Source organism: Actinomadura sp. 6N118 (assembly GCF_044326415.1).
GTDB lineage: Bacteria > Actinomycetota > Actinomycetes > Streptosporangiales > Streptosporangiaceae > Spirillospora.
Window position 1 is genome coordinate 1 of record NZ_JBIRAZ010000039.1, and the last position, 24213, is coordinate 24213.

At 67.8% G+C, this 24213-nt stretch carries 24 protein-coding genes and 2 pseudogenes; 12 read left to right on the top strand and 14 right to left on the bottom strand.

Features of this window, described 5'->3' with window-relative positions:
- Positions 1 to 106, top strand: a 106-nt coding sequence (locus ACH34W_RS51845; RefSeq protein ID WP_395968555.1) for an integrase core domain-containing protein, incomplete at its 5' end; no start/stop codon positions are given.
- Between the two features lie 22 nt (positions 107 to 128).
- On the opposite strand, the gene ACH34W_RS51850 is transcribed toward ACH34W_RS51845, so the two are convergent.
- Positions 129 to 968, bottom strand: coding sequence for a helix-turn-helix domain-containing protein (locus ACH34W_RS51850; RefSeq protein WP_395968685.1), 840 nt, complete (start codon positions 966 to 968; stop codon positions 129 to 131).
- Positions 969 to 1033: 65 nt separating this feature from the next.
- Here ACH34W_RS51850 and ACH34W_RS51855 point away from each other — a divergent pair, with 65 nt between their 5' ends.
- From ACH34W_RS51855 to ACH34W_RS51875, 5 genes are all read left to right on the top strand, one after another.
- Positions 1034 to 1792 carry a phytanoyl-CoA dioxygenase family protein gene (locus ACH34W_RS51855; RefSeq protein ID WP_395968686.1) on the top strand — a complete coding sequence of 253 codons (759 nt, stop codon included), beginning with the start codon at positions 1034 to 1036 and terminating at the stop codon, positions 1790 to 1792.
- A 179-nt stretch (positions 1793 to 1971) separates the two neighbouring features.
- Positions 1972 to 3096: an extracellular solute-binding protein gene (locus ACH34W_RS51860; protein ID WP_395968687.1), complete on the top strand. Its 1125-nt coding sequence runs from the start codon at positions 1972 to 1974 to the stop codon at positions 3094 to 3096.
- A gap of 109 nt (positions 3097 to 3205) precedes the next feature.
- On the top strand, positions 3206 to 4168 hold the full coding sequence (locus tag ACH34W_RS51865; protein ID WP_395968688.1) for a carbohydrate ABC transporter permease: 963 nt from the start codon (positions 3206 to 3208) through the stop codon (positions 4166 to 4168).
- 1 nt (position 4169) lies between these two features.
- Positions 4170 to 4985, top strand: coding sequence for a carbohydrate ABC transporter permease (locus tag ACH34W_RS51870; RefSeq protein ID WP_395968689.1), 816 nt, complete (start codon positions 4170 to 4172; stop codon positions 4983 to 4985).
- Positions 4986 to 4996: 11 nt separating this feature from the next.
- On the top strand, positions 4997 to 6205 hold the full coding sequence (locus ACH34W_RS51875) for a mandelate racemase/muconate lactonizing enzyme family protein (RefSeq protein ID WP_395968690.1): 1209 nt from the start codon (positions 4997 to 4999) through the stop codon (positions 6203 to 6205).
- Between the two features lie 45 nt (positions 6206 to 6250).
- On the opposite strand, the pseudogene ACH34W_RS51880 reads toward ACH34W_RS51875, so the two are convergent.
- The 3 genes and pseudogenes from ACH34W_RS51880 to ACH34W_RS51890 form a co-directional block, all read right to left on the bottom strand.
- Positions 6251 to 6697: pseudogene (locus ACH34W_RS51880) on the bottom strand (hypothetical protein); the annotation flags it as partial.
- Positions 6698 to 6896: 199 nt separating this feature from the next.
- Entirely contained in the window at positions 6897 to 7436 is a 540-nt protein-coding gene (locus tag ACH34W_RS51885; RefSeq protein ID WP_395968691.1) for a hypothetical protein, read from the bottom strand.
- 420 nt (positions 7437 to 7856) lie between these two features.
- Positions 7857 to 8093 carry a hypothetical protein gene (locus tag ACH34W_RS51890; protein WP_395968692.1) on the bottom strand — a complete coding sequence of 79 codons (237 nt, stop codon included), beginning with the start codon at positions 8091 to 8093 and terminating at the stop codon, positions 7857 to 7859.
- Between the two features lie 171 nt (positions 8094 to 8264).
- Here ACH34W_RS51890 and ACH34W_RS51895 point away from each other — a divergent pair, with 171 nt between their 5' ends.
- A complete protein-coding gene (locus tag ACH34W_RS51895; RefSeq protein WP_395968693.1) occupies positions 8265 to 8831 on the top strand; it encodes a flavoprotein in 567 nt (188 codons plus the stop codon).
- Between the two features lie 52 nt (positions 8832 to 8883).
- Here ACH34W_RS51895 and ACH34W_RS51900 read toward each other — a convergent pair whose 3' ends face one another.
- The gene (locus ACH34W_RS51900; RefSeq protein WP_395968694.1) at positions 8884 to 9063 is read right to left on the bottom strand and encodes a hypothetical protein; all 180 of its coding nucleotides are present in this window, start codon (positions 9061 to 9063) and stop codon (positions 8884 to 8886) included.
- Between the two features lie 59 nt (positions 9064 to 9122).
- Here ACH34W_RS51900 and ACH34W_RS51905 point away from each other — a divergent pair, with 59 nt between their 5' ends.
- Both ACH34W_RS51905 and ACH34W_RS51910 read left to right on the top strand, forming a co-directional pair.
- On the top strand, positions 9123 to 9899 hold the full coding sequence (locus tag ACH34W_RS51905; RefSeq protein WP_395968695.1) for a hypothetical protein: 777 nt from the start codon (positions 9123 to 9125) through the stop codon (positions 9897 to 9899).
- A complete protein-coding gene (locus tag ACH34W_RS51910; RefSeq protein ID WP_395968696.1) occupies positions 9896 to 10261 on the top strand; it encodes a GntR family transcriptional regulator in 366 nt (121 codons plus the stop codon). Before ACH34W_RS51905 ends, ACH34W_RS51910 begins: the two co-directional genes overlap by 4 nt.
- Before the next feature lie 7 nt (positions 10262 to 10268).
- Here ACH34W_RS51910 and ACH34W_RS51915 read toward each other — a convergent pair whose 3' ends face one another.
- The 8 genes from ACH34W_RS51915 to ACH34W_RS51950 form a co-directional block, all read right to left on the bottom strand.
- Positions 10269 to 10721: a S26 family signal peptidase gene (locus ACH34W_RS51915; protein ID WP_395968697.1), complete on the bottom strand. Its 453-nt coding sequence runs from the start codon at positions 10719 to 10721 to the stop codon at positions 10269 to 10271.
- Entirely contained in the window at positions 10718 to 12535 is a 1818-nt protein-coding gene (locus ACH34W_RS51920) for an ABC transporter ATP-binding protein (protein ID WP_395968698.1), read from the bottom strand. The genes ACH34W_RS51915 and ACH34W_RS51920 overlap by 4 nt, the downstream gene beginning before the upstream one ends.
- Before the next feature lies 1 nt (position 12536).
- On the bottom strand, positions 12537 to 12932 hold the full coding sequence (locus ACH34W_RS51925) for a TlpA disulfide reductase family protein (protein ID WP_395968699.1): 396 nt from the start codon (positions 12930 to 12932) through the stop codon (positions 12537 to 12539).
- Positions 12933 to 12942: 10 nt separating this feature from the next.
- Positions 12943 to 13662: a MauE/DoxX family redox-associated membrane protein gene (locus ACH34W_RS51930; RefSeq protein ID WP_395968700.1), complete on the bottom strand. Its 720-nt coding sequence runs from the start codon at positions 13660 to 13662 to the stop codon at positions 12943 to 12945.
- Between the two features lie 104 nt (positions 13663 to 13766).
- Positions 13767 to 13970, bottom strand: coding sequence for a hypothetical protein (locus ACH34W_RS51935; protein ID WP_395968701.1), 204 nt, complete (start codon positions 13968 to 13970; stop codon positions 13767 to 13769).
- 282 nt (positions 13971 to 14252) lie between these two features.
- Positions 14253 to 15635 carry a hypothetical protein gene (locus ACH34W_RS51940; protein ID WP_395968702.1) on the bottom strand — a complete coding sequence of 461 codons (1383 nt, stop codon included), beginning with the start codon at positions 15633 to 15635 and terminating at the stop codon, positions 14253 to 14255.
- Between the two features lie 151 nt (positions 15636 to 15786).
- Positions 15787 to 17097, bottom strand: coding sequence for a hypothetical protein (locus tag ACH34W_RS51945; protein WP_395968703.1), 1311 nt, complete (start codon positions 17095 to 17097; stop codon positions 15787 to 15789).
- Positions 17098 to 17696: 599 nt separating this feature from the next.
- Positions 17697 to 19007, bottom strand: a complete 1311-nt coding sequence (locus ACH34W_RS51950) for a DNA-3-methyladenine glycosylase 2 family protein (RefSeq protein ID WP_395968704.1) — start codon at positions 19005 to 19007, stop codon at positions 17697 to 17699.
- A gap of 190 nt (positions 19008 to 19197) precedes the next feature.
- On the opposite strand from ACH34W_RS51950, the gene ACH34W_RS51955 reads away from it, so the two are divergent.
- The 3 genes from ACH34W_RS51955 to ACH34W_RS51965 all read left to right on the top strand — a co-directional run bounded on the left by ACH34W_RS51955 (position 19198) and on the right by ACH34W_RS51965 (position 22774).
- Positions 19198 to 20448: an MFS transporter gene (locus ACH34W_RS51955; RefSeq protein ID WP_395968705.1), complete on the top strand. Its 1251-nt coding sequence runs from the start codon at positions 19198 to 19200 to the stop codon at positions 20446 to 20448.
- 72 nt (positions 20449 to 20520) lie between these two features.
- Positions 20521 to 21780, top strand: a complete 1260-nt coding sequence (locus ACH34W_RS51960; protein ID WP_395968706.1) for an amidohydrolase family protein — start codon at positions 20521 to 20523, stop codon at positions 21778 to 21780.
- A 181-nt stretch (positions 21781 to 21961) separates the two neighbouring features.
- Positions 21962 to 22774: an SAM-dependent methyltransferase gene (locus tag ACH34W_RS51965; RefSeq protein ID WP_395968707.1), complete on the top strand. Its 813-nt coding sequence runs from the start codon at positions 21962 to 21964 to the stop codon at positions 22772 to 22774.
- A gap of 86 nt (positions 22775 to 22860) precedes the next feature.
- Here the strand turns inward: ACH34W_RS51965 and ACH34W_RS51970 are convergent.
- Positions 22861 to 24189: pseudogene (locus ACH34W_RS51970) on the bottom strand (DUF2079 domain-containing protein); the annotation flags it as partial.
- Positions 24190 to 24213: the final 24 nt, after the last annotated feature.

Genomic DNA, 24213 nt, shown 5'->3' on the forward strand with positions numbered 1-24213 from the left:
CAGCAACACCCAACGAGCAGACGCTCTTGCACCCTGGCTGGACTACTACAACAATCGACGCCGCCACAGCGCACTCGGTGGGCACCCCCCGGCCAGCCGACTGTGACCAACCTATTGGCCGGATACACCTAGGGCGACGCGTGCAGGCGTCGGTAGTCCCGGGGGGACATCCCGACACGTTCCCGGAAACGCTTGGCGAAGTGGCACTCGTCCGAGAAGCCGAGGCCGGCCGCGATCGCGGCGTGGGTCATCGTCGTCACGCGCAGGAGTGACTGCGCCGCCTCGATCCGGCGGTCCAGCCGGAACGCGGCAGGCGATCTGCCGGTCGCCGCGCGGAACCGCTTGCGGAAGGTCTCGTAGGGCAGACCGGCCGCGGCGGCGACGGCGCGCAGGTCATGTTCGGCGCTCAGGTCGACGGCGAGCAGGTCGCGGGCGCGCCGGAGCGGTTGCGGCAATGGATCGGGATCGCCGTGCGCACCGCGAAGCTCGGCCAGAAGGGTGGCGAGCTCGAGCAGCTCGATCCGGCGCTGGAGTTCTCCGGTTTCTCTGGGGCGGCTCGCGAAGGTGCGCAGGCGCTGCCGCCATGGCCCCGCGGGCCGGAGGCTGCGGATCGGGTCACGGGCGTCGAGGACGCCGCCGGCGGCGAGGGTGTCGAAGAGCGGACCATCGAAGATCAGGAAGATCTCGCTCCAGCCCTGGCCCGGGGGCGGGCCGTACCAGTGCGGTGTTCCGGGCGTGACGAGGATCGCGTCGCCCGGCCCGATCGGCCGCTCGGCGACGGTGTCGTCGAGATAGGTCCCGGTGCCTTCATGGACGAGGACGAGAGCGTAGGAGTCCAGGACGCGACGCGGCCGGGGAAGCACGGCGGGTCCGTTCTCGACGAAGGCGGTCATGCGGAGCCTGCCGAGCGCCGTGCCGATCTCGTCCTGTGAAGTGATCTGGACCGGGTTGCGCGGCGTGCTGACCATTTTGGACCACCCCCTCCCGTCTCGTCCCTCCCTTGCCGTGGCTCGTGAACCCTACTGTCCGGCATATGGAGAACACCAGGTCAGTCATATCGGAGGCCCAGCGACGGCAGTACCGGGACGAGGGCTGGTTCGTACTCGAACGCGTCCTCTCAAGCGACCAGTTGGAGCTACTGCGCGGCTTCGCCCAGAAGGCGATGAAGCAGATCGACTCCGAGATGGACACCGCCGGCACCGACGTGCTCGACCTCAACCACCGCGGGCGTCGCTACTTCGCCAACGGCATGGCCAAGAGCGAACCCGAACTGCGCAGTTTCCTCTTCAGCGACCTCATGGCCGACGTCTGCCGGGCGACGATCGGCCCCACCGCATTCCATTTCGTCGAGCAGTACGTCATCAAGTGCGGCGACCGTGAGAGCGCATTCTCCTGGCATCAGGACAGCGGATACGTTCACGAAGACCACGAGCCCTATCTCACCTGCTGGATAGCCCTCGACGACGTCACCGAAGAGAACGGCTGCGTCTATCTCCTGCCCTATTCGCGTTCCGGGATCCGGACCTATGTCAAACACGTCGACGACCCGGCCACCAACGACAAGGTGGGCTACGTCGGCACGGATCCCGGTATCCCGCTGGTCGTTCCCGCCGGGAGCATGGCCTGCTTCTCCAGCGTCGCCTTCCACCGCAGCGGCCCCAACCTCACCGACCGCCTCCGCCGGGTCTACATCACGCAGTACTCGCCCGAGATCATCCAGAACAAGGAGCGCTCGCGGCCATGGCAGGGGTTCGCTCCGTTCCTCCGCGACGGACAGATCATCGAGCCATGAGCCCCACGGCCGAGGAAGGTCAAGTTCACGTCGAGGAAATCGACCCGCGACGACCCCTTGACCAGCAACAAGATCGGTGGCACCTTTGCTGCCAGACCGGTCATACCGGTCATACCACGGCCTCGGCCGTCGCCCGAGCGGCGGCCCCGCCCCGAGCCGTGTTCCAGAAGGGGAAGCTCATGGGTACCTTCGCCTCATCACCTCCGGCGCGGTTGACGGCCGTCGCCTTCGCGCTCTCTCTGGCGCTCGCTGCCTGCGGCGGCAGCGGCGGCCAGGAGTCGGGCGGCAAGGAGACGATCGTCTTCGCAGAAGCCGGTCTGGGTACCGAGGGGAAGGCCACGCAGGACGCGATCAAAGCGTTCGAGCAGGCCAACCCGAACATCACCGTCAAGGTGCAGACGCTCTCCGCCGACTCGACGCAGTACCTGCAGCAGTTGCAGCAGCGTCTCGTCGCCGGCTCCAGCACACCCGATGTCATCAGGGTCGACGAGACCTATCCGGCCTCGCTCGCCAAGTCGGGCTGGCTCTACGACCTCAACAAGTTCAATCCTGACCTCAGCGGCTTCCTGCCCGCCGCGCTCGCCCCGGGCAAATACAACGGCCACACGTACGCCGTGCCCTGGTTCGTGGGCGCGGAGGGCCTGCTCTACCGCACCGACCTGGTCAAGGAGCCGCCGGCGACTCCGGCGGAGCTGGTCAGCGCCGCGCAGGCGGCGATGAAGAAGGACCCGAAGATCAAGTACGGGCTGGCCTTCGAGGGAGCGAAGTACGAGGGCGCGGTCACGTCGTTCATGGTCTTCGCCGGGGCGTTCGGCGGGAAGTTCGACCCGGCCAACCTCAACACGCCGCAGAACCAGCAGGCGCTGCAGTTCGCGTACGACGCCGTCAACACCAACCACATCGCGCCGAAGGCCGTGACGGGCTGGAAGGAGGGCGAGGTCCAGCAGGCGTTCACCTCCGGGCAGGCGGCCTTCTCCATCAACTGGCCGTTCGTGTTCGCCGCCTCGAAGGGCTCGCCGACCGAGGGCAAGATCGGGTTCGTGCCCCTCGCGGGCAAGGGCGCGACGCTCGGCATCCAGAACCTCGCGATCAACGCCAAGACCAAGCACGCCGAAGCGGCCTGGAAGTTCATCCAGTACCTCAACAGCGTCCCCGCCCAGGTCAAGCGGGCCGTGGACGCCGGCGACCCGCCGTCACTGACGGCCGCGTACAACGCCGACCTGTTCAAGCAGGCGCCGTACTACAAGCAGGTGCAGAAGGTCGCCGAGGTGGGCGCCGCGCGGCCGCCCGGTCCCAGTACCTGAAGATCTCCGCCGCGTTCCAGACAGCCGTGTCCTCGGTGCTGTCGAACCTGTCCAAACCCGACAGCGCTCTGCTGTCCGCGAGCAACGAGGTGAAGGGGCTCGCGGAGTAATGGCCGACACCGAGGTCAGGCCGGAGGTGCGCCGCCCGGGTGGCACCGCGCGAGTGCGCTTCCGGCCGCCCGGCGGCTCGCCGCGGAACTCCGACCGCAGGCTCGGCTACGTGCTCGTGGCACCCGCCGTGCTCGTCCTGCTCGCCCTGACGGCGTACCCGCTCGGCTACAACCTGTGGAACTCCGTCCACCATGTCGACCTCACTGACCCGTCCGACCGCGGGTTCGTGGGCATGAAGAACTACACGACGCTGCTCACCAGCGGCGAGTTCCTCACGGCGCTGACCCGGACCCTGGTCTACACGGTCGTGTCGGTGGCCATCCAGATGGTGATGGGCATGGTGCTGGCCCTGGTGCTGCACAAGCGGTTCCGCGGGCGCGGCTGGGTGCGCGCGGCCGTGCTCGTCCCGTGGGCGGTGCCGACCGTCGTCGCCGCCACGGTGTGGAAGACCATGTTCGACCCGCGCACGGGCTTCGTCGACTACGGGCTCAGGACCCTCCACCTGCCCGGCGCCGGCACGACATGGCTGGCGGGCGAGTGGACCTCCTGGCTGGCGATCCTCATCGCCGACGCGTGGAAGACGGTGCCGTTCGTCGCGATCATCCTGCTCGCCGGGCTCCAGGTGATCCCGACGGAGATCTATGAGGCGGCCCGCGTCGACGGGGCGAGCGCGTGGCAGAGCTTCTTCCGTCTGACCCTGCCGATGCTCAAGCCGGCGCTGTTGGTCGCCCTCGTCTTCCGCACGCTCTCGTCGCTGCTGATCTTCGACGTGATCTTCATCATGACCGGCGGCGGACCCGGCGACACCACCGAGACCCTCGCCTACCTGGACTGGAAGGCGTTCCTGGTGAACACCGACTTCGGCATGGGCGGCGCGATCTCCGTCACCCTGGTGGTGCTCGCGCTCGGCGTCGCCGCCATCTACACACGGGTCCTGGGACCCGATCGGCAGGGGAGCTGACATGCGCCGCTTCGGATTCACGGCCCTCGTCACGGTGATCATGGCGTCGGTGCTGGTCCCGTTCCTGTGGATCGTGCGGACGTCGCTGCAGAGCTCCGAGGAGTTCTCCGCGGGCGTCACCGGGCTGCTGCCCCGGGAGCCGACGTTCTCCAGCTACGTCGCGGTCTTCACCACCGATGACTTCCTGGGCCCGTTGCTCAACAGCGCGCTGATCTGCGCGGCGAGCACCGCGGTCACGGTCGTCTTCTCGGCGCTCGCCGGATACGCGCTGGCCCGGCTCGAGATCCGCGGCCGGGGCCTGATCCTCGGCTTCCTGCTCCTCGCCGGGTTCTTCCCGGTACTGGCGATGATCGGGCCGCTGTTCCTGCTGTACCGCTCGCTCGGGTTCCTCGACTCCGGCTACCCGCTCGTGCTCGCGTACATGATCTACACGCTGCCGATCACGACGTGGCTGCTGAAGGGGTTCTTCGAGCAGATCCCGCGGGGGCTGGAGGAGGCGGCGATGGTCGACGGCGCGAGCCGGCTGCAGGTGCTGTGGAAGATCGTCGTCCCGGTGGCCATGCCCGGGGTGTTCACCGCCGCGATCCTGTCGTTCATCCTGGCGTGGAACGACTTCGCCTTCGCCCTGTCGTTCCTGCAGACGCCGAACCGCTTCACCGCGCCGCTTGCCATCGTGAACCTCGGACAGAGCCAGTACCAGGTTTTCCACAACCGCATCGATGCGGCGGTCGTCGTCATCACGCTGCCCGTCGTCGTCCTCGTGCTGCTGGCCCAGCGCCGGATCGTCTCCGGCCTCACCGCCGGCGCGATCAAGTGAGGATCGAGGCGGTGGAGACCCTGCGGCCCGCCTTCCAGCCGAACGTCCTGATCCTCCGCCTGCACACCGAGGACGGCCTGACCGGCCTCGGCGAGAGCTTCTACGGCGCGACGGCCGTCGAGGCGTACCTGCACGACCACGTGGCGCCGGCGCTCCTGGCCTGCCGCGATCCGGCGCCCGAGTCCGTCGCGCGGCTGCTCGCCCCCTACACCGGGTACCAGGGCGGCGGCGTCGAGATCCGCGCGGCCGGGGCCGTCGACATTGCGATGTGGGACATCCTCGGCAAGCGCGCGGGGCTCCCCGTCGCCGAGCTCCTCGGCGGCCCGGTGCGCGACAGCATCCGCGTCTACAACACCTGCGCGGGACCCGGGTACGTCAACGCCACCTCGCGGCAGGAGCCGGCGAACTGGGGCCGCGGCCGCGGCGACTACGAGGACCTGGACGCCTTCCTCACCCGGCCGGGCGAGCTCGCGCGGGAACTCGCCGCCGAAGGCGTCACCGGCATGAAGATCTGGCCTTTCGACCAGGCCGCCGAGCGGACCGGCGGCACCGACATCTCGCCCGCCGAACTCGCCGCCGGCGTGCGCGTCGTCGAACGGATCCGCGAGGCCGTCGGGCTCGACATGGCGCTCATGATCGAGCTGCACGGCCTGTGGAACCAGCCGAGCGCCGTACGGATCTGCCGCGCCCTCGCACCGTTCGAGCCGTACTGGGTCGAGGACCCGATCCGCGCCGACGCGCCCGCCGCGCTCGCCGCGCTGTCCGCCGAGACGGGTGTGCCGATCGCGGCCGGCGAGACGGTCGTCGGCCGGCGCGGCTTCCTGCCGCTGCTCACCGCCGGCGCGGTCGACGTCGCGACAGTCGACGTGCAGTGGACGGGAGGGCTCACCGAGGCCCGGAAGACGGCGTCGCTCGCGGACGCGTTCGGCATCCCGGTCGCGCCGCACGACTGCACCGGCCCGATCAGTTTCGCCGCCTGCGTCCACCTGGTGCTGAGCCAGCCGAACGGCCTGATCCAGGAGACGGTCCGCGCGTTCCTGCGTACCTGGTACGGGCGTCTGGTGACCGGCCTGCCGGCCGTCACCGACGGCACGATAGCGGCCGGCGGCGAACCCGGGCTCGGCCTCGAACTGAACCCGGACCTGACCGGCGACCCCGCGACCGTCCGCCGCGTGACCCGCCGCGAGCGGTCCCAGCCGGCACCGGACGCGGTTTCCTGATCCGGCGCCGAGCGTCATCGGCACGATGTGCAGCCACAACTCGTCGATCAGGTCTGCGGCGAGGTACTGGTTGATGGTGGTCGCTCCGCCATGGATGGAGACGTCGCAGTCCCCGGCCGCTTCGCGCGCGCCAGTGCGGATTCGATTCCGTCGGTGACGAAGTTGAACGTGGTGCCGCCGTCCATCGGCTGCGGATCGCGCGGGTGGTGGGTGAGCACGAAGACCTGGGTGTGGTACGGCGGATTGTCGCCCCCCAGCCCTTCCGCTGCCGATCCCACTCGCCACGCACTGGGCCGAACATGTTGCGGCCCATGATGAATGCCTTGGCCGCCATACCCCGGTCGAGCTCAGCCCGGTTCTCCTCGCGATTTTCCGTCCAAGCGTGGAGCTCGTCGCCCCAACCGTCGCCGCCATCGTCGCCGAACGGGCGCCGCCCGGTCTGGTTGAGCCCGGCCGAGTACCCGTCGGCACCTTCCGGATCTCGAAGCCCATCGCAACTCCCAAGCTGGGACGTTGCAACGACCATTAGAACCCAAGGTCACTGGATCAGGCCGCTGCGTCCGCACCTCGAGCGAACGTCACTGCGGCCGACGGGCCTTGTACCCCAGGAGGCGTGTAGGCCCCTGGTCGGTGTGATGAGGCCATCCCGGCCCGGCGCGCGTTTGTGTGCCGGGCCGGGGTGGCGGTGCGGTCAGGTGTCGATGAAGGCGACGACGGCGGCGTGGGCGGTGAGTGCCTTGACGCCGCCGAGGCCGCACAGGCCGTTTTGGGAGATGATGACGGGTGCGGCGGTGACGCGGTCGCCCTTGAGGGGACCGCTGGTGATCGTGCCGCTTGCGCCGAGGTCACCGGTGGTGGGGTCGGTGCTGACGGTGAAGTCGACGCCGCTCTTCTGGCCGGTGTTCCACTTGAGGGTGGCGGTTCCGGCGATCTGCAGGGGAGCCGGGGAGCAGCCGGTGGCAGTGCCCTTGGCTATGACCGTGAACGAGGTGAGGTCGCGATACTTCCCGCTCGGCGAGGTACACGCCTTGCCGGTGGCGTTGCCGGTGGCGTCGACGGTGTTGTTGTCCAGTGGCGGGTCGAAGGTGAAGCCGAACTGGACCTCGCAGACCAGGTCGGCGAGGGTGGCTTGGGCGGGTGCGACGGCTCCGGTCAGGGGTGCTGCGGCGGTGGTGAGCAGGAGCGCGGCAAGGGCGGTACGGCGGACCGCCGAGCTGAGGGCGTGGGTCACGGTGTGATTCCTTCGATCGACCGAGCGTAATCGGACGTAGGCAGGACACACCCCGCGCGGGAGCCGTGAGAAGCCTTTGGGACGGGGTCGTTCGCAGGGCTGGAGGACCACTGGCAATCTACCTGCGCAAATATAGTTCGTTACTATCTCATTACCTTCTGATTTTGGCTGCCGGGCATCATTCGCCACTATGAGCCGAAAATGACGCAATGGCCCCACCGGCCGCGTGACATCAGGGGACCAAGTCATGGCACCACCGCACAATTTGGGGGAATCGCGAAATCTGCGATCAGAGGTTTGAAAACAGCCAGTCGGCATCCGAGGTCGTCACGGTGGGACGGCATCTCCAACCCAGGCGGGCCCGGCTGACCGCCGGTGCAGGGACAGACCAGACAGCGCCGACCGTTGTGGGGTGGCAGGCTACAGCAGCTCAAGAACGGCATCGCGGTGCTGAGAGGCCAGAGACAGGCGCGCGGCACCACTTGGCGCGAACGGCTCAGAACTCAATAGCCGTTCAATCACCTCACCGTCGAACCACTCGCGATTCTTCCCGGCGCTGACGATAGAACCTTCGTCGTTTGATTCGACCATATCGCGGGAGCCGTCATCAAACACGTCGGCATCGAATACAGCGACGATAAGCATGTCGCCAATCATGTGAGGGCATCTATTCCAACCCCAAAACACAAAACCCACCGGCCGACCACACGGCCCACAACGACGATGACCCTGAACCCAAATGTGGGTTCAGGGTCATTCCGATGTCCTGAGACATCACACCTGTCGGGGTGGCTGGCGGCAACTCGCCGCTAACGCTGGACTGTCGCTGTGACTGGCACTGATCAACGCCGAACCCTGTACGTGATTGTCTGCGCTGCTGGTCCCGCATCGCAGGTCGACCAGCTTGTGACTCTGGCACACGGCCGAGGTTGGGAAGTCTGCGTCATACCCACGCCAGCGGCCGAAGGGTTCATCGACGTCCCTGCTCTCGTTGAACTCACCGGTCACCCGGTAAGAAGCCGCTACCGCAACCCGGGCGAGTCGGGACGGCTTCCACAGGCCGACGCGATCATCCTCGCGCCCGCCACGTACAACACGATCAACAAGTGGGCGCACGGCAACGCAGACAACTACCCCCTTGGCCTGCTTGCGGAGCTGGTCCCGCTCGGCGTGCCAACGGTCGTCTTGCCATTCGTGAACTCCGCACTTGCCGCAAACCCCGTGCTGAACCGCAGCATTGCGGAACTCCGCTCTCTTGGAGTTCGCGTCTTGTACGGACCGGGGGAGTTCGAACCGCATCCCCCCGGCACCGGAGGCACCCGTTTGAACACCTACCCGTGGGTCATGACGCTCGACGCTCTGGACGAGATTCGAGCCATCAGGCGGGATCTCTAGCGTCTCCTTTTAGGTCCCGGTCGTCCGGGAGTGTCTGTTCCGTCCGGGGCGGTCATGAGCGCATCCGGCGTACGACCAAGGCGATGAGGCGGTCTGCCGGGATGTAGCCGTAGTGGCGTTCGTAGGACTCCTTGGGGTTGTCGCCTAGGACGCCTAGACAGGCGGTGGGGACCGTGGCGTGCCGCACGCCCGCCGGGCCTGGTCTGGCCACGGCGCCCGGCCCGGTTGACATTGTCGCATGCTATGACTCATCTTGTTGAGACAAAGCTTGCGACAATCGGAGGTGGTGGCATGCGCGAGGCAGATCACACGGAGGCCAAGCGGTGGCTGGCCCGGAACGGTTTTGCCGACGCTGAGCCGACTCCGCTGCTCGCGGCGCGGCTGGCGGTGCGGCGGGAGGCCAAGGCCGTCGACAGCTTCCTGCTGGCCGCGTTCCTGATCGGCGCGGCGCTCACGCACGCGTTGGCGCTGCCCGCCGACGTCATGTCCTCCTGGCTGTCGCTGGTAGTGCTGGCGGTGTTGGTGGCCGGTCTGCTGGTGGGGCAGTGGCTGCTCGGCTGGTGGGTGCGGCGCGTCGACCGGAGGCTCGGCGCGCAGCTGTCCCGGCGGGTGGCCCACCCGGTCGAGCTCGGCTGGTCGGCGGTGCTGGGCCGGCCGTACGCTCTGTTCACGGTCGCCACCTTCACCGGCGCCTTGCTGCTCGCGGTGAGCGTGCTGCCGGTCTCGGACTCCGGCTTGCGGTACGGGGCGACCGTCGTGCTGATCGGCCTCGCCGCCGCCGGCGCCGGCACCATCATGCAGCTGCGCCAGGTGCTTGCGAGCCCGGCCGTGGCCGACGACGAGGCGTCGCTCACCGCCGATGTCATCATGCGGGTCGAGGACGCCCGCGCCCTCGTCACACCCAGCCTGGTGTGGTCGCTACCGGCCATCTCCCTGTACGGGGAATCGCTCGGCTGGTGGAACGCAGTCTCGGTGGCGCTCGTGGTGGCGGGCGTCATCGCGCTCTGGCTGATCCATACCCGGAGCGGCGATGTCGCAACGGCGGCACGGCGAGCCATGGCCCGATGATCGTCATCGACGCGGCCTCGCCGACGCCACCGTACGAGCAGCTCCGGGCCCAGCTCGCCAGGCAGATCCAGGACCGCTCGCTCGCCGTCGGCACGAGACTGCCGACGATCCGCCGGCTCGCGGCCGACCTCGGCCTCGCCGTGAACACCGTCGGCCGGGCCTACCGGGAACTGGAGGAGGCCGGGCTGATCGAGACCCGCGGGCGGGCCGGCTCGTTCGTCGCGGCCGCCGGCGAGCAAGCCCTCGAGCAGGCCCGCCGCGCCGCCCGCGACTACGCGGCGGTCATCGCCAGCGTCGGCATCGATCCCACCGAGGCCATCCGGATCGTCGAGGCCGCACTGGGCCACGCTTCGACGCCATAACCACCGGTTACTCGCTGCTGCCGTGCCCTTGCGCGGAAGTGCTCATTCGGCGTACCACCAGGGCGATTAGCCGGTCTGCCGGGATGTAGCCGTAGTGGCGTGAGTCGTAGGACTCCTTGGGGTTGTCGCCTAGGACGACTAGACAGGCGGTGGGAACTGTGGCGTTTGGCTGGGTGTCGGCCAGGTCGGCGGGCACTGGGTCGCCTGGGGTTGCGGCCACTCTCTTGATGACCCACTCCTGCTTGGTGTGGCTGGTCGACCAGGGGGGTGGGGGTTGCTCGACTACCACCACGTCGCCGGTCCGGATTCGGGTCAGCGGGACGCGGCGGACCAGCACCCGGTCGTCGGGGTGATAGGCGGGCGTCATGCTCAGGCCTCGCACGGTGATCACCATGAGCCGGCGGCGTGCCCACAGGAGGGCGCATGCGCCAGCGAGTGTCAGCGCCAGGAGCGTTTTCATGTTTCTCCCTGGAGCTGGTAGCCCGACGCCTGCAGTGTGAAGAGGCGCGCGTAGAGGCCGTTTGCGTCTAGCAGTTCGGCGTGGGTGCCCAGCTCGGCGACCACTCCGTCGCTGAGCACGGCGATGAGGTCGGCGTCGCGGACGGCTCCCAGCCGGTGTGAGATCAGGAGGCTGGTCGCCCCGGCCCGTAGCTGGCGTAGACGGGTGTGTACGTCGTGCTCGGCCTCGGCGTCCAGGCCGGCGCTGGGCTCGTCCAGGATCATCAAGTCCCGGTCCGCACGCAGGAAGGCTCTCGCTAGGGCAAGGCGTTGCCACTGGCCTCCGGAGAGCATCACTCCGGTGCCCGGCTCCTGTTTTTCCGACTCGCTGAGGAACATCCGGGTAAGCAGGGTGTCGTATCCGGCGGGGAGGGCGGTCAGGATTTCGTGGACACCGGCCCACTTGGCGGCGGTCACCAGGCGTTCCTGATCGGCGGTCAGGTCGCCTACGGCGATGTTGTCGGACGCGCTGAAGTCGTAGTTCATGAAGTCCTGGAACACAGCGCTCATACGTTCACGCAGCTCGTCGATGGGCACCTCGCGCAGGTCAACCCCATCCCAGAGGATCGCTCCGCGGGTGGGGTCGTAGAAGCGGCACAGGAGCTTGACGAGCGTGCTCTTGCCCGCGCCGTTGTGCCCGACCAGCGCCATGGATCCGCCGCTGGGGATGAAGAGGTTCACGCCTCGCAGCACCCACGGATGGTCGTCGCTGTAGCGGAACCAGACGTTGCGTAGCTCTATGCCGTGCTTTAGCGAGGGCAGTGCGCGCGGTTGCGCTGGAGGGGGCAGGTCCGGGTCGGCGTTCAGGACTGTCAGGTAGTGGCCGAACATGACCAGCTCATAGCTGGTGTTCGAGATCGCGCCGACCAGCCCGTTCAGCGCGAGCTGGACCCCGGCGATCGCGGCTACGAACATCGACACGTCGCCAACGGTGACCTGGCCGCGGCCGGCCGCTGTGATCGCCCAGATCAGCCCGCCCGCGGAGAGGACCGCTGACAAGATTGAGAGCACGGAGCGCAGCCAGAACTCGCGCCTGTCGAGCTGCCGCAGGGCCCGGTTGGCGGTCCGCTGTTCGGCGTTCATCCGGCCGCGCAGGAAGCCCGCCAGGCCGAACAATCTCACTTCTTTGGCCGCGTACGTGTTGCTGAGCAGATCGCTATAGAACTGCTCCCATCGTTCGATCGGGCCGAGCGTCCACTGCAGCGCCGCCCGCCGCCGCGCCAGCCGTAGCTCCACCACCAGCATCGGCGCCGCCGCCAGCAGCATGATCGCGGTGAACGGCAGGCTGATGACGGCGAGCGAGCCGAGGAACCCGGCCACTGTCAGCACTCCCCTGCCGACGCCGCAGACCGCGTCCACGATCCGAATCGGAGAGGTGGTGGTCCGCTGGGCCAGCCGCAGCTGGTCGTGGAACGTCGGCTCCTCGAACCGGCTCAGCCCAGTGAACCGCTCGACAGCCGTGAACAACTCGTTCTGCGCAGTCAGCGAGACCCGCCGGTCAAGCTCTGTGCTCAGGTATTCGCCGAGGTGCGGGCTCAGCGCGCCGACCAGGCCGACCACCCCGAGCGCCACCGCCAGCCAGACCAGGTCGGGATGCGGGCCCGGCCCGGCCAGCTCGTCCAGGACGTACTTCAGCAACCATGCCAGGACGACCGGCAGTACGGCGCTGAACACCGTGTTCGCCAGGTATCCCAGCAGATGCAGCGGGGCCGCTCGGCGGACCAGGCGGGCCGCTCCGCCGAGCCGCACCAGCGCGTCGGCCAGGCGCCGGGGCACCCTACGATCCGACGGTGACCGGAAGGCGAGCAAGTCTGATCTCACTGGCGAGGACCTTGCCGTCGGCGTCCACGAGGCAGAACACCGGGAACACCTTCGCCTTGAAGGCCTTGGACAGCTTCTCGTCGACGTCCACCACCACCGGGGCGACCGGCTGGAGCGCCCTCACGAACGTCGGGGCCTCCTCCCCTTCCCCGGTCACGACGGCGAGCACGTGCCGGGATCCGTCCTCCAACTCTCTGGCGTACTTGACGAATTCGGGCAGCGTGTCCAGGCAGGTGTCACAGCCAGGGCTGAAGAAGGCGACCAGCGTCTCGCCCGATAGCCGGTCACGCGAGACCGGCTTGCCGTCCACGGTCCGGGTATCGAACCTTCCGATGACCTCCCCGACAGGCACGGTGTCATGCTCAACGAAGAAGCCGGGGCCGGCTGCCAACAGACGCTCCAGGTGCTCCCCGTGTTCCCTCAGCCGCCGTACCACTCCCAGGGTCAGCAACAAGTCCAGCAGGCAGAACGCTGCTACCAGCACCACCGCCATGGTGAGTATGAACATTGTGGATCCCTTCCTGTGGCGTCAGGGTGGCGCTACCCGCCCATGGGGTGACGAGATAGATCAGATCGTCCATACGGGCCACCAGCACGGCGGCCACCAAACCCACGCCGCCCGCCAACACCAGGCCGCCGGAGTGTGCGGACCCGAGGTCGCCCGACCCGGCCATGCCCGCCAGTGCGGCGGCGACCAGCAGTGCGTTACGGACCAGATGATGTTTGCGCAGCGGCGCGGCGGACGAGGCGCCGAAGCAGCGGCATGAGGTGCGCACGCCACGTTTGAGCGCGGCGGCGATGAACAGTCCGAAAGCCAGCAGGAGGATGGCGGCGAGGCCTAGCCCCAGTCGCATGGTCGCCGCCGGAACGAGCGCCACCGGCACCGCGACCTCAGCGGCCAGCACGGTCACCGAGACCGGCTGGGCGGCTTTTCTGCTGACTTTCCGAGGCACCACTGCGGCCAGAAGGGTACGCGTTGCTCGGACGAAATCCCGGAATGCAGAGTTGCCGGTCTTTCCGGCCACCGACGCGATGAACACCACGCCGATGAGGCAGCGGCAGCCGAAATACACATATTCCATGGCACATGACTCCTGCCCGGTCAGCGTAACCGCCCGGCACCATCCAAAAATGCGCGGATGGCACCGGAACGGTCACCTACAGCAATGATGGGAGGAGGTTTGAATCAGCAGGAACGGCCTGTCGTGTTGCACGCACACTTGTGGCCGCTGATGCAGTCGTAGTAGCGGTAACCCTCAACGGCGCGCGCACCCATCGTCACGCAGCAACGCTCGCGTTCGCAGTTACAGCGTGGCGCTGCCGCGGCTACCGCGTTGGGTACCAGGCGGGCGAGCAGCTTGTCACTGAACCGGTTGACAGTCGAGATCATCGACGCCTCCTTTGCCGTGGTGTCGGCACCTGCGATTGCCACTCCATGGAGTGATAACCCCTAAAAGCTCGGCTCGTCGCCGGAGAAAGTCAATGCTGCCCCGGTGAGGCGTGATCACGTACAGTAACCGCTACTGGTAACGCACCGTGAGGCTCAGTGGAAGGGTCCAATCAATGACCGGATCCGGCCACCACCCTTACCACTTGCGATTAGCGAAACTAATTGCTTGCGCAAGTGGTCAAAAGTTTTCGCCAGAGCGCGGCCCCGTTCGGCGTCTGCGGCTCAGAAGAATACGAGCAGGGTGGCGGCCAGGACCAAACCCAGGTACCCCGGCCAGTAGACCAGTTTCGGCAGCAGGTTGGCGCCCCAGGTGAGAGCACGGATCCGGATATTGGCGGTCACCATCATCGCGTTCAGCGACACAAAAAGGATCATGAGGTACAGCGCGTAGGAGAAGTACTCCAGATACACCGTGCCCTTTGCCTCCGTCGCCTCACGGATCGCGTTCTGGTCGAACACGATCACCAGCAGCATGCCGACCGCGAAGCTCATCACCTGGAAGGTGCTGAAGCCGACGAGCTCCCGGCGCTCCTCATCGATGGTGATCAGGAACATCGCGAAGAACACGACCAGGGCGATGAACGACCAGCGGATGAGCGAACCGTAGAGCGGTCCTTGCGGGTCGCGCTTGAGCCCGAGGTTGAAATACAGCTCCGGCGTATTGCTGTTACTGATGCCCGCCGGTCTGGCGAAGCCGAAGTTGGTCGTGTACGGATTGCTGAGATAGCTGTAGGCGGTGAAGTCCGGGTTCCACTCGCCGTAGACCATCTTCGCGTCCATCGCCGTCATGTTGCGGATCTTCCACGGCGGGTATCCCGCGAAGTCGGGGGTGAGGACGACCCGCTGCTGGAAGTCCACGCCCCACATCCGCAGCCAGACATTCTGCTTGTCGAGCGGGTAGCTGCCATAGTCGAACAGCTGCCGGAACTCGGCGTAGAAATACCACCCCATGAGCCTGTGGTCGCCCTCATCGTGCTGGTAGACGAGCTTCTCTGTGGCGGCATAGGCGTCGCCGGCCTCAGGGAAGATCACCCCCGGCTTGACACGCGCCTCACGGGGAATCCGCTGCCAGACATACCCGGAGAGCGTGACGTTGCTGGCGCCTTTGAACTCCACCGACTGGATGAAGACCCCGGTCGGCACCTTGGTGTATCCGGCGCCATGCTGCGGCAGGTGCTCAGTGAGGTAGCGCTGGGTGGCCTGGTCGTTCGTCACGATGCTGCCTACCGCGCTCTGTTCGGACGCTTTGCCGTAGACCATCGTCCAGGCGAAGGCGATGCCCGCCAGACACAGCAGCGAGGTGAACGCGCTCACAAAGCCGAGCCGCATGCGGACGCTGCGGCTGTCCGTGCGATCCAAGGGCTTCAGGATCTCCAGGGCCAGCAGCGTCAGGAAGATGATGGTGGCGAACGTGAGTGAGGAGAAGTAGTGGGGGTCGTCGTAGTTCAGCTTCAGCCCGCCGTGGGACAGGTACTCGTGCAGTGACCACGCCATCCAGGCCGTGACCGGCACCAGGAGGATGCGCACTGAAATCTTGAAACGGCGGGACCAGCGCTCACCGGTCACAGCGTTCAGCGAGTCTCCATCCCAGTCACCCTCGACCACGACACCTCCTATACGTTCTGTTGTCGTATCAATACCCAAAGTAGTGAACGATAGACCGCATGTTGGGCATCCCGTTACGCCTCCCAGTACTGGAAGAACGCAGGAAGAGAGGCTGACCCCGGCGCGAACCGGCTCTGATGTTCGTGGTGCGCTAGTTCGGCGCTGGTGCGCTGTGTGTGGCCGCGTTCCGCTGGGCGATAAGGAATCGCGCGGCGGCCAGGAACGCGACGAGCAGGGCCACCACGAACAACAGTGCGGACGACGAACCCAGGTGGTGTGCAGCGTTGAGGTAACTCGGCTCGGGTTGGCCATCGTCGAGCTGGGTCAGCGTGAGCGCTTCGCGGCCACCGACTGCCAGGCCGCCGACGATCGGGCCGAGGACGGCCGGAAGTGCGCCGGACCGCGTCGCGAACGGTGCTGCGGCGGCCACCGTGCAGGTCACCGTGGCCACCAGCAGCGCCAACAGCAGGCCCGCCGGGATCCAGCGTGCCTGCGTGACCACCTTTTCGGGGACGCCGCCAGTCGCCGCTAGGAGCACAAGGAAGCCGAGGCCGCTGACCACCGTTCCGGCGATGGCAAAGACTGACCGCCAACGTGTCATCCCGGTGGCGATACCGATGGCCAATCCCGCCAGAGCCGCCGCCACCGCGAAGGTCCGATGCGACGCCACCCCCGACAACCCCAGGAGCATCGGCGCCGCCACACCCGCCTGCACTATCGCCGCTGTGAGTGCGGCGACTCCGGCCCACACCCCCGCCAACGCCGCAGCGAGGGCCGCAACGATCAGGGTGACGAGGCCGAGGATTCCGACCATGACGTACGAACGGCGCGCCAGAGAGCCGCCGGAGACCTCCAGAAGCTTCGCCACCCGGTCGAGTGTCACCACCGAGGGCAGAAAGGCGACCAGGGTCGCCAGGGCCCCCGCCAGCGTGACCCGGATGCCTATCCGCCGTCCGGGCTCACCGCGCAGTCGCGCCACAGCGACGATCCCCCCGGCCACGGCTGCCGCGGTGAGGACCAGTTGCAGGCTGTCAGGCCGCCATGGGCGACTGAGCCAGCCGGCGCCGACGAAGGTCGCGCCGACCAGCCCCGCTCCGACCGCGCAGCCGGCCAACGCGGCACCGGCACCCAGCGGGCCACCGGCACCCCGCGCGCCACCGGTATCCGGCGCGCCACCGGCATTCGGCGCGCCGGTGTCCATGAGCTCTTGGGCCGCAGCCAGAACGGCCACGAGCACCAAAGCCGCACCGGCCAGCCCAAGGTGCGCCACCGACGGACGGGACTGCAGCACGTCCAGATACGGCGTCGCCGCGGCGGGCGCCGTCAACACCGAGCCGACCAACAGCAACCACGGCCACCAACGGATCAACATGAGCCCGGCGATGACCGCAACCACCGGCAACCCGGCGGCCAGGTAGGCATCACCGTTCCACGACGTGCCCACCTCCCGAGTGGCGATCACACGGGGCACCACCCCGTTCCCCGCAGCAGCACTGGCCAGCACACCAAGTCCAGGCGCCGTCGCTGCCAGGAGCAACCAGTGCCGCCTCGACGATGCCGTCCGCTCACGCACGTCCTGACTGATCATGCAGGCGAGGGTCGCACGGTCGCCACCGCTCAAACTTGAGCGAAAGTACTCATTTCGAGCCCCAAGTCTTGCTGTGCCTAAGACGGCTTAGACCGGCTTAGGAGCCTTAGGCCGGCTTGGCCCTGGCTAAGGCGTTCTAAGGCACCTAGATAGGGCGTCGTCCCGATGTGTGAGGTGGGGCCTTAGCGCGAATCTCTAGATGTCGGGCCGAACGGGTCGGCCGGACGGAACCAAGGAGATCGCGATGATGCACTACGAGGTCACCAAGGCCATCGCCGCCGACCGCGTACGCCGGCTGCGCGCCGAGGCCAAGGCCGACCGCCGGGCCGCCAAGGTCCGCAAGCGGTGACCGCCCAGGACCGGCGGCCGTCGACCGAGCCGCCGCCTGGTTGCCGCACCATCCAGAGACCCCCGTCACGCGTGACGGGGGTCTTCGCTTTGTGCACGGACCTCTCGCTTTGTGCACGGGCGTCTCAATGCACGGGCCTCTCATGCACGGGTTTCTGCCAGAGGTATTGCTGGGCGTACGAGCGCCACGGGCGCCAGCGCTCAGGGGCTGTTCCCGAGAGGAAGATGTCGGGGTCGCCGAGCACCCGCATGCGGATCAGCGAGACCACCAGCTTGTCGATACCGGGCAGGTGTTCGCCGAGGTCCCTCCGGTCGATGGCGTCCTCGGTCAACGCTTGCAGCTTGTGAATGAGTGAAGGCTTCAGGTCGGTCGAGGCTAGTGCGTCGAGGTCCGGGAACGTGTGGGTGATGGTGCCGGAGGGGACCAGGAGCGGGCGGCCGTGCGTGGCGATCAGCGTGGTGAGGTGACGTTCGTCGAGGACGGTTCGTACGGCCAGCTCGGCCGCATCGGGGTGGCCGGGAATGCGGCGCCCGGGCGCCTTGGCTATGAGGGGGCCGAGGAACGGGTCGCCGCCGAGGGCCTTCTCGATGGCATGCTGATCGGCGTCCAGGTCCAGCATCCGGCGGCAGCGCTGGACGGCCGCCGTCAGGTCGCGAAGGTCGGTCAGGCGGAGTTCGCAGCGGATGTGACCGGCGGCGGGTGTAAGGGCGACGATCCCGGGACCTCTGGGCAGCGAGAGTGACCGCCGGTACGTTTCGCCGTCGTACTCCTCGATGCCCGCGATCGTATGGCCGCCGAGGAACGCCAGGAGCGTGACGGCGTCGAACGGCGGCCGGTAGTCCAGACGAAGCGTGATCGCGCCAGGAGCAGCGGTGGGCGTGCGTCTCGCACGCAACGCGGTCGGCGTGGTGGCGAACAGATCACTGATCGTGGCGTTGAACTGGCGGATGCTGGCGAATCCGGCGGCGAACGCGACGTCGCTTACGGGGAGGTCCGTCGACTCGAGCAGGGTCCGGGCGGTCTGGGCACGCTGAGCGCGGGCCAATGCTTGCGGGCCGACGCCGACGTCGGCAAGGAGCCGTCGGCTGAGCTGCCGCTCGCTGTAGCCGAGGCGGTCGGCCAGGCCGGACACGCCTTCCCGGTCGATGATCCCGTCCGTGATCAGGCGCATCGCGCGGGCGACGAGATCGGAGCGGGTGTTCCACTCGGGTGAGCCCGGAGCGGCGTCCGGGCGGCACCTCTTGCAGGCACGAAAGCCGCCCGCCTGCGCGGCCGCGGCGGTGCGGTAGATGCGGACGTTCTCCCGTTTGGGCATGACGGCCGGGCAGCTCGGACGGCAGTAGATGCCGGTCGTCACGACGGCGACGAAGAACCAGCCGTCGAATCGCTGGTCACGGCTCTCCATCGCCGCGTACACGTCCTCGTCAGCGATCACGATCACCAATGTGACATGGCCCGGCGACCTCGAACTGGCGGCCATCGGACAGGCACGTCGCACAGGCAGCGACACTGGCGGCCGTCGGACGCTGGCCGGAAGGCGGTCGGGCGGCGGTCGGACAGGCACCTCGATGACGACGGCCGATCACCGCCAGCGGTGGGACGGGTGTCAGGCCACGGTGGTCCGCATGGCTGTTCGTGATGCGGTGACGGGTTATCGAGGTGCGCTGGCTGACCGGGACTTCCGGCTCTTGTGGCTCGGCTCCTCGGTGTCTCTCGTCGGCGACGGGATGACGTTCGTCGCCTTGACCTGGCTGGTGCTCTCCCAGCCTGGCGGTATCCAGCGACTGGGGTTGCTGACCGTGTGCTTCACGCTCCCGGTCATCGCGGGCGGTCTGCTGGTCGGGCCGCTGCTGGACCGGTTCGACAAGCGGTACGTGCTGGCGACGGACAGCCTGCTCCGGGGTCTCGCGGTGGCCTCGGTCCCGGCGGTCGCCGGCGTCTTCGGGTCGGTTCCCGTCGTGTTGCCGTTCTTCGTCGCGGCGTTCTACGGGCTGCTGAAGATGGTGCCGCTCGCGGGTTTTCCCGCCGCGATCCCGGAGCTCGTGGACGAAGGACACCGCGATGCCGCCAACGCCCTGGAGATGCTCGGTTTCGGCATCACGGGCATGGTCGGGCCCGCGTTGGGCGGGTTGCTGGTCGCGCAAATCGGGGCGGAAGGCGTGCTGGCGTTCGATGCAGCGACCTATCTGGTGTTCGCCGTGACCGCTCTGGCCGTTCGACGACCACTGAGGCCGGGACGGAGGCCGCGACTGAGACCGGGACGTTCAGCTGCGGCGCCTCAGGTCAGACGGAGGTGGGGGCGCACGCTGCTGCGCGATCGGGTGCTGGTGACGACGACCGTGGCGTTCATGGCGTTCAACATCGCAGAAGGGATGTTGCTGGTCGTAGGGCCTTGGCTGGCCAAGACCCAGCTGCCAGGCGGGCCGCAGACGCTCGGCCTGCTCTTCGCGGCGCTGTCAGTCGGCGAACTCCTCGGCGCCCTGGCAGCGGGCGCGATTCGTCCGCGCGTCGATCTCTTGACGGCGATCGGGACCGTGCAGATCGTCGCCGCCTTGGGCTTCCTCGGGATCCTGGCCGCTCCCGCCTCGTTCGGCGTGGGTGCCGGGTTCCTGGTCATCGGTCTGTTCAGCGCGCCGATGACGGTGTGGGCACAGACACTGCGCATGGAACGTGTCCCCGCCCATGAACGCGGCCGGGCGTTCGCGGCGCTCCGTACCTTGATGCAGGCGACCCCACCCATCGGTGCCGTCCTGGCGGCGCCGCTGCTGAACGCGGAGCTCGTAGGCCTGTCCGCGTTCAGCATGGCCCTGCTCGCGGGAACGCCTGCCCTCGCGCTCTTCCTTCCCTTCAGCCGCAGACCCCGACAAGCCACCTAGCGCTTGCTTCTGTTGCTCGGTAGCCTCCTTGGAGTCCGGCTTGGGAAGTCTCCGGCTGCGAAAGCAGGTCTCATGAGCCGTTTGGTACTCACCGGCGCAAACCTGATCGACGGGCTGAACCCACCTCGTCCCGGCAGCACCGTCGTGGTCGAGAACGGTCGTTTCAGCGAGGTCGTCCAAGGCCCGGCGGCCGCGAAGGCGGTGACCACGGCGGCCGGTGACGAGGTCGTCGACCTGGGCGGGCGTACGGTCATGCCGGGGATGGTCCTCTGCCACTACCACTCCACGTACGACAACCTCGGCCCCTCGCCCGTCCCCATCGGCCTCGACCACGCCCCGCCCTACCAGGCGCTGATCGCCGCGCGAAACCTGCGTACGGCGCTGGAGTGCGGCTTCACCAGCGTGGTCAGCGCCGGGGCGGCCAACGACGTCGACGCCTCTCTCCACCGTGCCATCCGTGACGGCCTGGTCGAGGGCCCGCGCTTCCTGCCGGGCAGCCGGGAGATCAGCACGACCGGGTTCGGCAACGACATGACGCCGTACCACTGGGACCTCCGGGCGCTGGGCGGCATGCGCATGTGCGACGGGGCCGATGAGTTCCGTAAGGGCATCCGCGAGGAGATCAAGCGCGGCGCGAAGGTCATCAAGCTGTTCGTCACCGGTGGGCACGGGGTCGTACGGTCCAAGGACTTCGAGGAGATGAGCCGCGAGGAGCTCGCCGCCGCCATCGAGACCGGCCACGGACGCGGGGTGCTGGTGCGCGGGCACATCGTCGGCAAGCGGGCCATCCTCGCGGCGGCCCGGCTGGGCATCGACATCGTCGACCACGGCGACGACATGGACGAGGAGTGCGTCGAGCTGCTGGCCGAGAGGGGCACGTCGGTCGCGCCGAGCATCCACTTCACGGAGGTGATGCGCGACGTCGTGCCCGGGTGGGGTTCGATCGCCTCGCGCGTCCATCTTGGTGAGGGACGGCCGTACGAGATGCTCACCCACGCCGACAAAGCCGGGGTCAACCTGGTGATCGGCGACGACTACGGCGCCCAGGGCCTGCCGCACGGCTCGTACGCCAAGGAGCTCGAGACCTACGTGACCAAGGCCGGCATCGCGCCGATCGACGTGCTGCGCTGGGCGACCGTCAACGGCGCCAAGCTGATGCGCAGGGAACACGACCTCGGCACGATCGAGCCCGGCAAGATCGCCGACCTCCTCGTGGTCGACGGCGACCCGGCGGCCGACATCACGGTCCTCCAGGACCCGTCCGCGATCACCGTCATGACCGGCGGACGACTCCGCTCCGGCGCGCTTCCACACCCCGCCGACACGCTCTGAGCCCTTACAGGCAAAGGGGTCTGGTGCCTCCCCGGAACCCCGCGATCGCGTTTAGTAAAAAGCAGACAATATTTGTTACAGATCGTCAATTAATGCCACGATGGTCCGGCGCGAGACGTACGATCACCCCCAAATCCCCGGACCGTGACTCTTCCCCAGCCGACAGGACGGTGCCCCGCCCATGAACACCGGCGACCCCTCGGCGGCCTCCTCCCGCATCGACATGACCCGCCCGCACTCAGCGCGGGTGTGGGACTACTGGCTCGGCGGCAAGGACAACTTCGAGGTCGACCGTGAGCTCGGCGAGCAGATCGCCGGGATGTTCCCGCACGTGGTGGGGACCGCGCGCGGTGACCGCGAGTTCATGCACCGCACCACGCGGCACTTGGCGACCGAGCTGGGCATCGACCAGTTCCTCGACATCGGCACCGGGCTGCCGACGCCGCCGAACCTGCACCAGGTCGCGCAGGAGATCAACCCGAAGGCCCGGATCGTGTACGTGGACAACGACCCGATCGTGCTCGTCCACGCCCGCGCATTGCTCAACTCGACACCCGAGGGCTCCTGCGACTACCTGGACGCGGACCTGCGCGAGCCGAGCCGCATCCTGCGGGAGGCAGGCAAGACGCTCGACCTCGACCGCCCGGTCGCCATCATGCTGATGAGCGTCCTGCATTTCGTGGCCGACCTTGAGGACGTCGTGTCGATCCTCCGGCGCCTGCTGAACGCCGTGCCCTCCGGCAGTTACCTGGCGCTGACGCACAGCACCGACGAGATCGGCGGCCCGGCCGTCAAGAAGGCCTTCGAGATGTGGAACGCGACGGCGCACCCCAAGGCTCAGCCGCGCACCAAGCCGCAGGTCACCGGTCTCTTCGACGGTCTGGAGCTCCTCGACCCCGGTGTGGTCTCACCGCCGCTCTGGCGACCGCCGCTGGACCTCGAGACCGAACCCGAGCCCGTACCCCTGTGGGCTGGGATCGCCCGCAAGCCCTGAGGCTCGGCCGGAGTCGCCCGCAGGCCTGAGGCCCGGCTGAAGTTGCCCGCAAACCCTGAGGCTCGCCGGTAGATGACGACGCCGCCGCCTCGTTCGACGACGGTATAGCCCAGCCGCGGCAACCTTGTGATCGTCGCGTGATCCTCCGGCGACGGGCTGGGGAACGGACGGGAAGACGCGACGGCGACCCACTCGGGCAGCGGCCAGGACGGGCTCGGGAGAATCAGCCGGAACACCCTGCAGCGACGGGTGAGCTGAGGCGCCAGACGATTCGACGTGGCAACGTGCGCTCCGTCGGGGATGACCTCGAGGGTGTCGCGCGTGGGGCCGAAACGTTCTCTTCCCTGCCAGTCACCGGCATCCAAAAGCCGCACCAGGGGCTGGCCTCCGATCATGGTGATGGCGAGAGCGAACGCGAGAATCGCCGTGGGCGCCGCTTTCCGTACAGTGCGGGTCACGGCCGCCTCGGAGTCGTGCAGTCTCCGCAGGCCGTCGACGGCGGCGATGAAGACAATGGGCATGAGCACCGCGCTGTAGTGGAATTCCGTTCCCCAGTACGCCGGATTGCTCGTCCAGAAGCGCGCGGCGAGATACGGAACCCCGATGAGGACCAACGGAGACCTCAGGGCCAGCAGCCACGTCGGAGCGACGAGCGCCAGCAACGTCCATCCCTTCACGTCCATCGGGGTGAAGAGCGCGGCCACGCCCGAGCCGGCGGCCGTCTTGGCGTACGGGTAGACGTCCCCTGGGCTGAGCGCGGGAATGATGACGAAGACGGTCAGGAACCCCGTGACCACCGCCACGGCGACGATCACCGCACCGAGTCGGCGACGGCCTGCGCAGAGGACGTATCCGCCGACCGCCGCGACGAGAAGCGGCTGGTCCTCCTTCACGAGGAGCAGAGGCAAGGCCCAGCACGCAGCCGCCGACCAGCGCCGATACGCCAGGTGCTCCATGCTGTACGCGATCAAGGGCACCGCGAACGCGATCTCGTGGAAGTCGAACGCCGCGGCCTGCTGGATCCCCCACGACAGGCCGTACCCAAGGCCGAAACAGACCCCCGCGCGGTGGCCAAGGAATCCCGTGGCGAGCCGTGTCACCGGTACCGCTGACAATGCCAGCAGAAATCCCTGCGCGACCAGCAACGTGACAGGCCCCGGAAACAGCCGGTAGAACGGCGCGAGCAGCACGAGAACGGGGTGGAAATGGTCACCGAGCACATTGAATTCAGGACCCTTGAGCTCGGCAACAGGCACCTGTAGCTGCGCGTACGCACGCACCGCCTGCTCAAAGATGCCGAGGTCGAACCCGGCCGTCCGCATCGTATTGTGCCGGTTGACCGCCATTGCCGAATAGGCGGCGAAGAGCATCGCCGCCACCACCCATGCGGCGCGGTCGTGCCGTCGAAAAAGCATGGTGCACAGATTTGTGACCACGCC